Below are 13,425 nucleotides of genomic sequence, written 5' to 3'. Positions count from 1 at the left end.
CGGTTCGGGCCGTTTCGCTCAGCAGAAACTCGCTTCGCATTCAGTTTTCTATGTTCCAGACGCTATCCGAACCGCATTTCCCTTGTCAAATCGGCTTGCAGTGGAGATAACCACCGACTTCACCGGCCCAGCAAGGGGTGCTGGTGTTCATGTAGTTCTGGGGTTTTGCCCCGCTCCGTTCCGTTTCCGGCCCGTTCCGCGCTGGCAGGGAGAAACTTACACCGGTGTGGTTCGGGCTCCAAATCGGGGGTCCCCTTTCGGGTCGACGGCCCGTTGACGTGCGCGATCACCCCCGATCGGGCGCGGCGGAGCGCGCACGGGGAGGGATAACGTCGGAGTGTGGACGTGATCGTGCTGGGTGGTGGACCCGCGGGCCGGGCGCTGGCGGGTGCCTGTGCGACTTCGGGACTGGAGACGACGCTGGTCGACCCGCGTCCGGAACGGCCGTGGACCGCGACCTACGGGGCGTGGGCCGATGAATTGCCGTCGGGCACCCCGGTGGCCGCTGTCGCCCCGGTTACCCGCGCCATTGGCGTCGAGGCCCACGTGCTGGATCGCGCGTACGCCGTCATCGACAACGCGCGGCTCCAGGTGCCGCACCCCGACGTCCTGGTGGAGACCGGCAAGGGCGTGCGCACCGTTGTCGGTCCCAGGGGGACGACCGTGCTGCTGGCCGACGGCCGAACGCTGACCGCGGCGCTGGTGGTCGATGCCACCGGTGCCCCGCCGAGCCGGGGCAGGGTGGAGCAGACCGCCGCCGGGGTGGTCGTCGCCGCCACGGACGCGAAGGCCTTGGTCGCCGAGGGCGAGGCGCTGATCATGGACTGGCGGCAGCCACCGACCACCGGCGTCGACTGGCCCACCTTCCTCTACGCCGTCCCCCTGGACGGCGACCGCGTGCTGCTGGAGGAGACGTCGCTGGCCCGTCGCCCCGGCCTCCCGGTAGCCGAGCTGCGCACCCGGCTGGCCGCGCGGCTGGCCCAGCACGGCGTCGACCTGTCCGACGTGGAGGAGCAGGTCCGCTTCCCGGTGGACCTCAACCGCCCGGCGAAGCTCGCGTTCGGCGCGGCGGCCGCGCTGGTGCACCCGGCCACCGGGTACAGCGTCGCCACGACGTTGACGCTCGCTCCCCTGGTCGCCGCCGCGATCGCCGACGCGCTGCCCCGCGGTCCCCGTGCCGCGCGGGCCGCGGCGCGGCAGGTCGTCTGGTCGCCCGCAGCGAAGGTCGTGCACACGATGCGCCGCCACGGGCTGCGCGTGCTGCTGGCGATGCCGCCCGAGCACGTGCCGGAGTTCTTCGACCTGTTCTTCGGGCTCCCCGAGGAGCTGCGGCGCGCCTACCTGTCGGACCGGGAGGACGTCGCGGGGGCGACGAAGGCGATGGCCGAGCTGTTCCGCGGTGCCCCGTGGCGGTTGCGCCGGACGATGGTGCTGGCTCCCCAGGACCGCTGAGGGGGCGACCGCACCCGAAGAGGTCGTGAACACCTGGTGAACGACCTCGGCAAACCATGATCGACCAGGCACGATCGACGGGTGCCCGCGTTGCTGGATGACGTCCGATTCGCCTTCCAGCCGCTGTTCAACCTCCACACCGGGGGTGTCGTCGCGGTCGAAGCCCTGGCCCGGCCTCATGACGGCGGCGTGCAGGACCTGCTGCGCGCGGCCCACGGCGCGGGGTACCTGACGAACACCGACGTGGCGCTCGCCTGCCGTGCGGTCGGGTCCGCCGCCGACCACGAGCTCGCGCTGCCGCTGCACCTCAACCTGATGGCGATGACGCTGGCCGACCGGCCGGAGTTCCTCGCCCCGCTGTTCGGTGCCCTGCGCGACGCGGGCCGGTCGCCGTCGAGCGTGGTCGTCGAGGTCGGCATCCCCTACTCCCGCGCGCGGCGGGGCGCGCTGCTGCGCGGGCTGGAGCTGTTGCGCGGGAACGGGTTCCGGATCGCACTGGACGGGGTGGGTGAGGGCGACGTGCCGTTGAGCCTGCTCGCCGGGGCGCGGCCGGACCTGCTGAAGCTGGACCGCGAGGTCGTGGCGGCGCTGCCGGACGACCCCGGTCAGTGCGCGGTGGTCCAGGGGTTGCTGCACATCGCCGAGCACACCGGGGCGCAGCTGGTCGCCGAGGGCGTGGAGACCGAGGCCGAGCTGGCGTCGTTGCGCAGGCTCGGGGTGTGGTTGGCGCAGGGCAACCTGCTGGCGGCGGCGTCGCGAAGACCGAGGGTCGACGCCACCATCGCGGCCGTGCTCAGCGAGGCCAACGACCCGGAGGCGGTGACCCGCACCGGCCCGATCCGGCGCGCCACCGGACCTCGGGTGACCGACTTCCTGCACCCCGCGACCACGTTGCCGGAGGACGCGACGTCCGAGCGGGTGCGCGAGCTGCTGGCTGGCCACCCGAGCCTCAGCGGTGTCGTGCTGGTCGACCCCGACGGCCGTCCGCGCTGGTCGGTGGACCGCAACCGGTTCCTCCTCGCCGTGACCGGCCCCTACGGCCACGCGCTGCACGCCCGCCGCGACGCGGCCAGGCTGGCCGACCGGCCGCACCTGATCGGCACCGGCACCAGCGCCGTGGAGCTGCTGGACATCGTCGCCAACACCGACCGCGAGCGCACCAACGACGACCTGGTCGTCGTCGACGCCGACGACCGCTGCCTCGGGGTCGTGCGGGTCGCGGACGTCGTGCGGGGCATCGCCGAGCTGAAGGTGGAGCAGGCCGCCGCGCTGAACCCGCTGACCAGGCTGCCCGGCAGCGACGCGATCGCGCGGGAGGTCGACCGGCGGATCATGGCGGGTGAGATCTTCGCCGTCGGCTGGCTGGACGTGGACGGGTTCAAGCGGGTCAACGACGGGGTCGGCTTCGCCGCGGGTGACGAGCTGATCCGCGGGATCGGACGGACGCTGTCCGAGGCGGCGGTCCCGTGGCCGACCGCGCAGGTGGGGCACGTCGGCGGGGACGACTTCCTGGTCGTGGCGGGCCTGGACGAGATCGTGCCGCTGGCCTCGCGGGTGCTGGACACCGAGTTCGAAGCCGAGGGCCTGGCCGTCACGCTGTCGCTGGCGACGCTGGTGTGCGCCGCCGGGTCGGTGCCGTCCTACCGCGAGGTGTCGCGGCTGCTGGCGCCGTTGAAGGCGCGGGCGAAGTCGTTGCGGGGCACCAGCTGGGTGCTCGGTCGGCCGGGCAACGACCGGGTCGACCTGCTGCGCGGCACACCGGTTGGTGAGAGCGGGTCCCCCCGACCTGCGGCGTGACCAGCGGATCACGACCGACAGCGCGCTGGGACAGGCGTCAACGAGCGCTCGGAACCGGCCGCCGGCCTGGGGATGTCCGAAACTGACGCCATCCGCGCGTAGAGTTCGCCAATACGCCGCATGTGCCTGTGGCTTGGTCACTCATAGCATTGTGAGGACTACCCACAGCATTGGACGTATCCCGTGAGCAAGGCCGACACCAGCCAGTTGCCCCGACCGCGGACCATCTTCGACCAGTCCCTCTCCGTGGGTGTCGAGGAGGAGTTCCTGCTGGTCGACGCCACCACCCGCGAGGTCGCCCCGCTCGCGCCGGAGGTGCTGGCGACCAAGTCGGACGGCCGCTTCGACCTCCAGGCCGAGCTGACCGACTTCCAGGTCGAGATCGCCACCCCCGTCTGCCGCTCCATGGCCGAGGTGCGCTCCGAGCTCGTCGCCGCACGGGGCGCCCTGGGCGCCATGGCCGCCGAACACGGCACCCGCTTGGTCGCGACGGGCACGGCGGTGCTCGGCGAGGTGCACCCCGCTCCGCTGACCGACGACCCCCGCTACCGACGCATGGCGGTCGAGTACGGACGCCTGATCCACGACCTGACCATCTGCGGCTGCCACGTGCACGTGGGGATCCCGGACGAGGACGCGGGCGTCCACATCAGCAACCACCTCCGACCGTGGCTGCCGGTGCTGCTCGCACTGAGCGCCAACTCCCCGTTCGCCTCCGGCCGGGACACCGGCTACGCCAGCTGGCGCTACCTGACGTGGTCACCATGGCCATCCGCAGGCGCCCCACCACGATTCGCCTCGGCCGAGGAGTACCACGCGAACACCCAGCTCCTGCAAAGCAGCGGCGCGGCCATGGACGCGGCCACGATCTACTGGGACATCAGGCTTTCGGCCAACCACCCGACCGTCGAACTGCGCGTCTGCGACGTCGCGGCCACCGTGGACGAGGCAGTCCTCATCGCCGCCTTGACCCGCGCGATCGCAGTCATGGCCCTCAGCTCCCGCGTCCCCGCCCTCGACGTCGCCCCCCACCTGCTCCGAGCAGCCCTCTGGCGCGCCGCCCGCGACGGCATCGAAGGCACGAACGTGAACCTCGCAACCGGCGAGCTGGTCCAAGCCTCCACACAACTCCACGCCCTACTCACCTGGGCCCGCCCCGCCCTGGAAGCTTCCGGCGACTTCGACCTGGCAACAGCAGCCGTCGACCGAATGCTGCTGGACGGCTCAGGGGCAGAACGACAGCGACGAGCATTCCGACAGCGGGGCGAACTGAGCGACGTAGTAGACCTGCTGATACGCCAGACCGCTTCGAAATAGGACGGCAAGGCCGCTTGCCTGTCCAACGCACAGCAAGCACCAACCCCACCCCGCCGGGCGCAGCCCGCCAGCGCGCATCCGGCGCGAAGCGCCTGGGGCCTTGTCCGCAGCGCAGCAAGGATGTTCTGTCCGCCGCGAAGCGCGGATGCCCCGTCCAACGGCGAAGCCAAGGATGCCTTGTCCGACGGCGAAGCCGAGGATGCCCTGTCGAGCGCAGCTCGATGCTGGCGAAGCCAGACTCCCCCTCTGCCCCCGATCCACAGCGCCCTCCTGCTTGATCTTGCTTGTCAAGACAGCCCTATCGTCTTGACAAGCAAGATCAAGCATTGAGACAATCGCGCGCCGGGGGCCGGGCTTCCCCCACACCCCACCCACCAACGCAAAAGACCCGCCCAGCCGAAGCCAAGCGGGCCCAAAGCACCCAACACCAAACAACACCTACACCGTGAACCCCAACGCCCGAAGCTGCTCCCGCCCATCATCCGTGATCTTCTCCGGCCCCCACGGCGGCATCCACACCCAGTTGATCCGGAAGTCGTCCACCAACCCCCCACCGGGCCCACCGGTCAACGCCTGACGCGTCTGGTCCTCGATCACGTCCGTCAGCGGGCACGCCGCGGACGTCAGCGTCATGTCGATGATCGCGACGTTGCCGTCCTCGACGCGGAGGTCGTACACGAGGCCGAGGTCGACCACGTTGATGCCCAGCTCGGGGTCCACCACGTCGCGCATGGCTTCCTCGATGTCGTCGATGGCGGCGACGTCGGCTTTGGGTGCGGGTGGCACGGGCAGCCCTTCGACGCCGCGCACGACCTCGGTGTCCTGCTCGCTCATGCCTTTGCTCCTTCGCTGCGGGCGACCGCGTCCTTGAATGCCATCCACCCGAGCAGCGCGCACTTGACGCGCGCCGGGTACTTCGAAACGCCCGCGAAGGCGATGCCGTCCTCCAGGACGTCCTCGTCGGGTTCCAGTTGGCCGCGGCTCTGCATGAGCTCCACGAAGGCGTCGAACTTCTTGAACGCCTCGCCGACGGACCTGCCGATCACCAGGTCGGTCAGCACCGACGTGGAGGCCTGGCTGATGGAGCAGCCCTGGCCGTCGTAGGAGACGTCCTGGACAGTCTCGCCGTCGAGCTTGACCCGCAGCGTGACCTCGTCACCGCAGGTCGGGTTGACCTGGTGGGACTCGGCGTCGTACGGGTCGCGCAGACCGCGACCGTGCGGGTTCTTGTAGTGGTCCAGGATGATCTCCTGGTACATCTGCTGCAGCTGCATCGTCATCCCTGCCCAGGAACCGGGCCTACACCGAAGAACCGCTGCGCTTCGCGGACGCCGTCCAGGAGCGCGGCCACCTCGTCGAGGTCGTTGTAGAGGTAGAAGGAAGCCCGGATGCTGGCCTGCACGCCGAGCTTGCGGTGCAGCGGCCACGCGCAGTGGTGGCCGACTCGGACGGCGATGCCGAGGCTGTCCAGCACCTGTCCGGCGTCGTGGGCGTGCACGCCCTCGACGCCGAACGACACCGCGCCACCGCGGTCCACTGTGGACCTCGGTCCGATGATCCGCACGCCGGGGATCTCGCCGAGGCCCGCCAGCGCGGCCTCGGTCAGCAGGTGCTCGTGCGCGGCGACCCGGTCCATGCCGACGGCGGTCAGGTAGTCCACGGCCGCGCCGAGCCCGATCGCCTGCGACGTCATGGGAACGCCCGCCTCGAACCGCTGCGGTGGCGGCGCGAACGTCGACCGGTCCATGTGGACCATCTCGATCATCGATCCGCCGGTGAGGAACGGCGGCAGCGCCTCCAGCAGTTCACGCCTGCCGTAGAGCACGCCGATCCCGGACGGGGCCAGCATCTTGTGGCCGCTGAACGCCGCGAAGTCGACGCCCAGCGCCCGGAAGTCCACCTTCGAGTGCGGCACCGACTGGCAGGCGTCCAGCACGGTCAGCGCGCCGACCTTGCGGGCCGCGGCCACCAGTTCGGCCACGGGGTTGATCGTGCCGAGCACGTTCGACTGGTGGGTGAACGCCACGACCTTGGTCCGGGGCGTCACCAGCTCGTCGAGGTTCGACAGGTCGAGCCTGCCCTCGGCGGTCACGTCGATCCAGCGGAGCGTCGCGCCGGTGCGCAGGCAGAGCTGCTGCCACGGCACCAGGTTCGCGTGGTGCTCCATCTCGGTGATCAGGATCTCGTCGCCGGGGCCGAGCAGGAACCGCTGGGCCTCCGGGCCGGAGGTCGCCGCGTTGCCCATGGCGTAAGCGACGAGGTTGATGCCCTCGGTGGCGTTCTTGGTGAACACGAGCTCGTCGAGCGAGGCGCCGACGAACTCGGCGATCCGCGCCCGCGCGCTCTCGTACGCGTCCGTCGCCTCTTCGGCGAGCTGGTGCGCGCCGCGGTGCACGGCGGCGTTCGACGTCTCCAGGAAACGCCGTTCCGCGTCGAGCACCTGCGTGGGCCGCTGCGAGGTGGCGCCGGAGTCGAGGTACACCAGCTTTTTGCCCTCGCGGACCGTGCGCGCCAGGATCGGGAAGTCCTCGCGCAATGCGACGACGTCCAGCGGAGTGGCTGTGGTGGTCACTGGTCCGACGCCTCCTCTCAGTACGGGTTCGACCACTGCAACAAACTCAGACCTTCGCTGCTTCCGCGCTGCCGGTGTACTTCACGTAACCCTCGTTCTCGAGGACGTCGGCGAGCTCGGGGCCGCCGGACTCGACGATCCGGCCGTTCGCGAACACGTGCACGAAGTCGGGCGAGATGTACTTGAGGATCCGGGTGTAGTGCGTGATCAGCATGACGCCGACCTCACCGGAGGCCTTGTAGCGGTTGACGCCCTCGGACACGACGCGCAGCGCGTCGACGTCCAGACCGGAGTCGGTCTCGTCCAGGATCGCGATCTTCGGCTGGAGCAGGCCCAGCTGGAGGATCTCGTGGCGCTTCTTCTCGCCGCCGGAGAAGCCCTCGTTGACGCTGCGCTCGGCGAAGGCCGGGTCGATGTCCAGTTCGGACATCGCGCCCTTGACCTCCTTGACCCAGTGGCGCAGGTTCGGGGCCTCGCCGCGGACGGCGGTGGCGGCGGTGCGCAGGAAGTTCGACATCGAGACGCCGGGCACCTCGACCGGGTACTGCATCGCGAGGAAGAGACCCGCGCGGGCGCGCTCGTCGACGCTCATGTCGAGCACGTTCTCGCCGTCCAGCGTCACCGAACCGGAGGTCACCGTGTACTTCGGGTGGCCCGCGACGGCGTAGGACAGCGTGGACTTGCCGGAGCCGTTGGGCCCCATGATGGCGTGCGTCTCGCCCGCCTTGATGGTCAGGTCGACGCCCTTCAGGATCTCCTTGGGGGCTTCGTCGGTGAGGACCGTGACGTGCAGGTCCTTGATCTCAAGCGTGGCCATGGCTCTGTGTTCTCCTGTAACTGCGGTCAGTCCTGGGGGACGGCGACGTACACGTCGCCATCGCGTACTTCGACGGCGTAGACGTCGACGGGCTCGGAGGCGGGCGGCGAGGACGGCTCACCGGTGGTGAGGTCGAAGCGGGAACCGTGCAGCCAGCACTCGATCCCCTGCTTCGTCACCTCGCCCTCGCTCAACGACACCGCGGCGTGCGAGCACTGGTCCTGCAGTGCGTGCACCCGCTCGCCGTCGCGGACGACGACGACGGGGTTCCCGTCGACGTCGGCCGCGAACGGCTTGCGGTCGTCCAGCTCGGCGAAGGCGCACACCTTGATCATCGTGCGCCCCCGCCGGGACGAGCACGTCGGCACGTCACGCGCCTACTGCTTCCAACTCGGCCTCGATCGCGGCCTCGAGGCGCTCGCGCACCTCGGGGACCGTGATCTTCAGCAGGATCTCGTGGAAGAAGCCGCGCACGACCAGGCGGCGGGCCTGGTCCTCCGGGATTCCCCTGGCCTGCAGGTAGAACAGCTGCTCGTCGTCGAACCGGCCGGTGGCGCTGGCGTGCCCGGCGCTGACGATCTCGCCGGTCTCGATCTCCAGGTTCGGCACCGAGTCGGCGCGGGCGCCGTCGGTGAGCACCAGGTTCCGGTTCAGCTCGTAGGTCTCGGTGCCCTCGGCCGCCGCCCGGATCAGCACGTCGCCGATCCACACGGTGTGCGCGCCCTCGCCCTGCAACGCGCCCTTGTAGACGACGTTGCTGCGGCAGTTCGACACCTTGTGGTCGATGAACGTGCGGTGTTCCAGGTGCTGGCCGTGGTCGGCGAAGTAGAGCCCGTTGAGCTCCGCGTCGCCGCCCTTGCCCGTGTAGGTCACCGTCGGGGTGAGCCGGACGACGTCGCCGCCCAGCGTGATGACCGTGTGCCGGAAGGTCGCGTCGCGGCCGAGCGAGGCGTGGTGGGAGGAGACGTGCACCGCGTCGTCGGCCCAGTCCTGGACCGAGATGACGGTGAGGTGCGCGCCGTCGCCGACCACGAACTCGACGTTGTCCGCGTACGCGCCGGAACCTCGGTGGTCGACCACCACGACGGCCTTGGAGAACAGCTCCGAGCGGATCTGCAGGTGCCCGTAGGCGACCTCGCCCTCGCCGGCGCCGGTCACGGTGACCAGCGTCGGCTCGGTGACCTCCTCGTTCTTGCCCACCGTCAGCAGCGTGCCGTCGGTGAACGACGACCACGCCTGCGCGGCGATCCGGTCGCTGGGGGTGCCCGCGACACCGAGCCGCGCGTCGCCGCGCCGGACGGTCTCGACGGTGATGCCCGCCGCCGCCTTGACCTCGACGGTGGCCGACCCCGTCGCGGGGGCGCCGTTGTGCAGGTTCTTCAGCCGCTTCATGGGGGTGAAGCGCCAGATCTCCTCGCGGCCGCCGGGCACCTCGAAGGCGTCGACGTCGAACGAGGCGAAGTGGTCCGCACGCGACGACACCGGGGTGCCCCCGACGCCGTGCGTGTGGTCCGTCAGGCCGTGCTGGGCCTCGGTTGAAACGGCCATGTCAGCCGACGGCCCCTTCCATCTGCAGTTCGATCAGGCGGTTCAGCTCGAGCGCGTACTCCATGGGCAGCTCGCGCGCGATGGGCTCGACGAACCCGCGCACGATCATCGCCATGGCCTCGTCCTCGGTGAGGCCGCGCGACATCAGGTAGAACAGCTGCTCGGCGGACACCTTCGAGACCGTGGCCTCGTGGCCCATCTGCACGTCGTCCTCGCGGACGTCGACGTAGGGGTAGGTGTCCGAGCGGCTGATGTTGTCCACCAGCAGCGCGTCGCACTTCACCGTGGACTTCGAGTGGTGCGCCCGCTTGTTGATCTGCACCAGGCCGCGGTAGGACGTGCGCCCACCACCGCGCGCCACCGACTTCGACACGATCGTCGAGGAGGTGTGCGGTGCCATGTGGACCATCTTGGCGCCCGCGTCCTGGTGCTGGCCCTCGCCCGCGAACGCGATCGAGAGGACCTCGCCGTGGGCGTGCTCGCCCATGAGGAAGACCGCCGGGTACTTCATGGTCACCTTGGAGCCGATGTTGCCGTCGATCCACTCCATGGTCGCGCCCTCTTCGGCCTTGGCGCGCTTGGTGACCAGGTTGTAGACGTTGTTCGACCAGTTCTGGATCGTCGTGTAGCGGCAGCGGCCGCCCTTCTTCACGATGATCTCGACCACGGCCGAGTGCAGCGAGTCCGAGGAGTAGATCGGCGCCGTGCAGCCCTCGACGTAGTGCACGTAGGCACCCTCGTCGACGATGATCAGCGTGCGCTCGAACTGGCCCATGTTCTCGGTGTTGATCCGGAAGTAGGCCTGCAGCGGGATGTCCACCTTGACGCCCTTGGGGACGTAGATGAACGAGCCGCCCGACCACACCGCGGAGTTCAGCGCCGAGAACTTGTTGTCACCCGAGGGGATGACGGAGCCGAAGTACTCCTGGAACAGCTCCGGGTGCTCCTTGAGCGCGGTGTCGGTGTCCTTGAAGATGACGCCCTGCGCTTCCAGGTCCTCGCGGATCTGGTGGTAGACCACCTCGGACTCGTACTGCGCGGCGACACCGGCCACGAGGCGCTGCTTCTCCGCCTCGGGGATGCCCAGCCGGTCGTAGGTGTTCTTGATGTCCTCGGGCAGGTCCTCCCACGAGGTGGCCTGCTTCTCGGTCGAACGCACGAAGTACTTGATCGAGTCGAAGTTGATGCCGGAGAGGTCGGAACCCCACGTCGGCATCGGCTTCTTCTCGAACAGCCGCAGCCCCTTGAGGCGGTGCTCCAGCATCCACTCGGGCTCGCTCTTCTTCGCCGAGATGTCCCTGACGACATCCTCGTCCAGGCCTCGGCGTGCGCTCGTACCGGCGGCGTCGGAGTCGGACCAGCCGAACTCGTAGTTGCCGATACTCGCCAGGGTCTCCTCCTGGCTGAGCGGCTCAGACTGCACCGTGGTGGGCGTGCGCTGCTCGGCAGCGGCAGTCATGCGGGCTCCCCTCCATCTGGGGTCTTAACGGTGTTCGGGATGTGCGTGGTGCACACGGCGTCGCCGCGTGCGATCGTCGCCAGCCGCTGGACGTGGGAACCGAGGAGCTCGGCGAAGGTCTCCGTCTCGGTCTCGCACAGCTGCGGGAACTCGGCCGCCACGTGGGCGACCGGGCAGTGGTGCTGGCACAGCTGCGCTCCCGCGCCCACGTCGCGCGTCGAGGCAGCGTAACCCTCCCTGCTCAACGCGCTCGCCAGGGCCGTGGCCCTGTCGACCGGGTCGGGCAGGGCCGTGATCGCGGCGCGGTGCTGGTCGACCATGGCGGCCATCCGGCGTTGCGCGAAGGCCCGTACCGCCTCTTCCCCGCCCTGTTCGGCGAGGAACCGCAACGCGGCGACGGCGAGGTCGTCGTAGGCGTGCCCGAACCGGGAACGCCCCGTCTCGGTCAGCAGGAAGAGCTTCGCCGGACGTCCGCGGCCTCGTTGGCCGCTCCGGGGAGCCTCCCTGGTGGTCGCCTCGCCATCGGCGACCAGCGCGTCGATGTGCCTGCGCACAGCGGTGGGACTGAGTCCCAGCACCTCGGCGACGGCCGCCGCGGTGACCGGGCCCCGCTCCAGCAGCAGCCTGGCGACTGCGCGCCGGGTCCGCCCGTCGTGCCCAGGGGGCCCGACGGGTGCTTCGACAGAGCCCGCGAAGGCCTGCGAACCGGTCCCGGCGTATTTCACAACACCAGTGTTGCTTATTTAGCCGGCGCCCGCAAAGCCGCGCCCCCACCGGGTGACCCGGCTCACCCGCCCCGCGCGCTCGCTACCCTCGCGTCGTGACGGCAGGCGGAGTGGACACCAGTGACGGCGTGACGGCGGGCGAACCCGGCTCGCTGGACGCGCCCGAACGCCGCCAGCTGGACGTCATCCGCAGGTGGGGAACGGTCGGCGCGCTGCTGCTCGCGGTCGGCTCGCTGGGCTCCGGCGCGGCCCCCGTCTTCAGCCCGCTGCCGGGCACCCCGGTCCTCGGCCTGTTCGTGCGGATGCCCAGCGTCGCGATGGGAATCGCCTGGACAGGCGTGTTCATGGTGGTCTCCGCGTGGCTGTGGCTCGGCCGGTTCGTGCGGCCCGGCCGCATCCGGCTGGCCACCCGCAGCCAGCTCGACCGCACGCTGCTCATGTGGACGATGCCGCTGGTCTTCGTGCTGCCGATGTTCAGCCGGGACGTCTACAGCTACCTCGCCCAGAGCGAGATCGCCGCGAGGGGGCAGGACCCCTACGAGTTCGGGCCCGCCACGGCGCTCGGCGTGGACCACCCGCTGACGATGAACGTGCCGAACATCTGGCGCGAAACACCCGCCCCGTACGGCCCTTTGTTCCTCGCCGTGGGCCGGGTGATCGCGATGCTGACCGGCGACCACGTGCTGCCGGGGGTGTTCCTGCACCGGCTGCTCGCCCTCGTCGGGCTCGGGATGATCGTGTGGGCGCTCCCCCGGCTCGCCCGCCGGTTCGGCGTGCCGCCGGTCGGCGCGCTGTGGCTCGGCGCGCTCAACCCGCTCGTGCTGTTCCACATCGTCATCGGCGTGCACAACGACGGCCTGGCCATCGGCCTGATGCTGGTCGGCCTCGAGCTGGCGCTGCGCAAGCTGCCGGTGGTGGCCAGGGGCGCCGCGCCGCCGCCGGTCACCCGCGAGGAGGTGCTGTGGGTGGCGCTGGGCGCGACCATGATCGTGATGGGCGCGATGGTGAAGATCCCCGCGATGCTCGCGCTCGGCTTCCTCGGGGTGATGGTCGCCCGGCGCCTCGGCGGCCGGTTCGCCGACCTGCTGCGCGCCGCGGCGTTCATGACCGCCGTCGCCGGGCTGGTGACCGTGCTGACCTGCCTGGGCACCGGGTACGGGTTCGGCTGGATCTCCACGCTCAACGTGGCCAGCACGGTGAAGAGCTGGATGTCGCCGCCGACCGCGCTGGGCTACCTGTCCGGCGGGCTGGGCATCACCCTGTCGCTGGGCAACCACACCGAGTCCACCATCGCGCTGGCGCGGATCCTCGGGCAGGTCGTGTCCGTGCTGATCGTGGGCACGCTGCTGTGGAAGAGCTTCCGCGGCCGGATCAAGGCGGTCAACGGGCTCGGCGCGGGCCTGGGCGCCGTGCTGGTGCTCGGGCCGGTGCTCCAGCCCTGGTACGTGCTGTGGGCGGCGCTCCCGCTGGCCACCGCGGTCGTCGCCAAGCGCTTCCGCGGCTTCGCCATGACCACCAGCGCGTTCATCGCGATCATCCTGCCGCCCACCGGGTCCGCGTTCGACGGCCGCGCCTACGTCGTGCCGCAGGCGGTCACCGGGGCGGCCATCACGTTCGTGCTGTGCGTGCTCGTCGCCCGCAAGCAGCTCTACCCGCTGATGCGCCGCGATCCCTTGCCCAGCACCGACTGAAGCCCTCGCCGGGGTAACCCCCGCACCCCGGCCGACGACTAACGTGT

Annotated in this window: 12 protein-coding genes; 4 read left to right on the top strand and 8 right to left on the bottom strand. The window is 70.3% G+C overall.

Annotated features, from left to right (window positions below):
• Positions 1–339 precede the first annotated feature (339 nt).
• The 3 genes from CLV43_RS46075 to CLV43_RS46065 all read left to right on the top strand — a co-directional run bounded on the left by CLV43_RS46075 (position 340) and on the right by CLV43_RS46065 (position 4,566).
• Positions 340–1,452, top strand: a complete 1,113-nt coding sequence (locus CLV43_RS46075) for a lycopene cyclase family protein (protein WP_211304888.1) — start codon at positions 340–342, stop codon at positions 1,450–1,452.
• Between the two features lie 81 nt (positions 1,453–1,533).
• Positions 1,534–3,249 carry a GGDEF domain-containing protein gene (locus tag CLV43_RS46070; protein WP_106196898.1) on the top strand — a complete coding sequence of 572 codons (1,716 nt, stop codon included), beginning with the start codon at positions 1,534–1,536 and terminating at the stop codon, positions 3,247–3,249.
• A 183-nt stretch (positions 3,250–3,432) separates the two neighbouring features.
• The gene (locus tag CLV43_RS46065) at positions 3,433–4,566 is read left to right on the top strand and encodes a carboxylate-amine ligase (protein ID WP_106196897.1); all 1,134 of its coding nucleotides are present in this window, start codon (positions 3,433–3,435) and stop codon (positions 4,564–4,566) included.
• A gap of 438 nt (positions 4,567–5,004) precedes the next feature.
• Here CLV43_RS46065 and CLV43_RS46060 read toward each other — a convergent pair whose 3' ends face one another.
• The 8 genes from CLV43_RS46060 to CLV43_RS46025 are packed head-to-tail and all read right to left on the bottom strand — an operon-like array spanning position 5,005 to position 11,687.
• The gene (locus tag CLV43_RS46060) at positions 5,005–5,400 is read right to left on the bottom strand and encodes a metal-sulfur cluster assembly factor (protein ID WP_106196896.1); all 396 of its coding nucleotides are present in this window, start codon (positions 5,398–5,400) and stop codon (positions 5,005–5,007) included.
• Positions 5,397–5,840: a Fe-S cluster assembly sulfur transfer protein SufU gene (gene sufU, locus CLV43_RS46055; RefSeq protein WP_106196895.1), complete on the bottom strand. Its 444-nt coding sequence runs from the start codon at positions 5,838–5,840 to the stop codon at positions 5,397–5,399. Before sufU ends, CLV43_RS46060 begins: the two co-directional genes overlap by 4 nt.
• A 2-nt stretch (positions 5,841–5,842) precedes the next feature.
• Positions 5,843–7,138 (bottom strand): cysteine desulfurase, encoded by a 1,296-nt coding sequence (locus CLV43_RS46050; protein WP_106196894.1) that lies wholly within the window; start codon positions 7,136–7,138, stop codon positions 5,843–5,845.
• A gap of 46 nt (positions 7,139–7,184) precedes the next feature.
• A complete protein-coding gene (gene sufC, locus CLV43_RS46045) occupies positions 7,185–7,955 on the bottom strand; it encodes a Fe-S cluster assembly ATPase SufC (RefSeq protein ID WP_106196893.1) in 771 nt (256 codons plus the stop codon).
• 26 nt (positions 7,956–7,981) lie between these two features.
• Complete coding sequence (locus CLV43_RS46040) at positions 7,982–8,290, bottom strand: non-heme iron oxygenase ferredoxin subunit (protein WP_106196892.1); 309 nt, start codon at positions 8,288–8,290, stop codon at positions 7,982–7,984.
• 34 nt (positions 8,291–8,324) lie between these two features.
• Positions 8,325–9,503: a Fe-S cluster assembly protein SufD gene (gene sufD, locus CLV43_RS46035; protein ID WP_106196891.1), complete on the bottom strand. Its 1,179-nt coding sequence runs from the start codon at positions 9,501–9,503 to the stop codon at positions 8,325–8,327.
• Position 9,504: 1 nt separating this feature from the next.
• Positions 9,505–10,962: a Fe-S cluster assembly protein SufB gene (sufB, locus tag CLV43_RS46030; protein ID WP_106196890.1), complete on the bottom strand. Its 1,458-nt coding sequence runs from the start codon at positions 10,960–10,962 to the stop codon at positions 9,505–9,507.
• Entirely contained in the window at positions 10,959–11,687 is a 729-nt protein-coding gene (locus CLV43_RS46025; RefSeq protein WP_106196889.1) for a helix-turn-helix transcriptional regulator, read from the bottom strand. The genes sufB and CLV43_RS46025 overlap by 4 nt, the downstream gene beginning before the upstream one ends.
• Positions 11,688–11,782: 95 nt before the next feature.
• Between CLV43_RS46025 and mptB the strand changes: the two genes are divergently transcribed.
• Positions 11,783–13,378 (top strand): polyprenol phosphomannose-dependent alpha 1,6 mannosyltransferase MptB, encoded by a 1,596-nt coding sequence (gene mptB / locus CLV43_RS46020; RefSeq protein WP_106196888.1) that lies wholly within the window; start codon positions 11,783–11,785, stop codon positions 13,376–13,378.
• Positions 13,379–13,425: the final 47 nt, after the last annotated feature.

This window comes from Umezawaea tangerina (assembly GCF_003002815.1).
In the GTDB taxonomy this organism is placed as follows: Bacteria; Actinomycetota; Actinomycetes; order Mycobacteriales; family Pseudonocardiaceae; genus Umezawaea; species Umezawaea tangerina.
The sequence above is the reverse complement of the archived record's forward strand: the minus strand, read 5'-3'. Positions and strand labels throughout refer to the sequence as shown.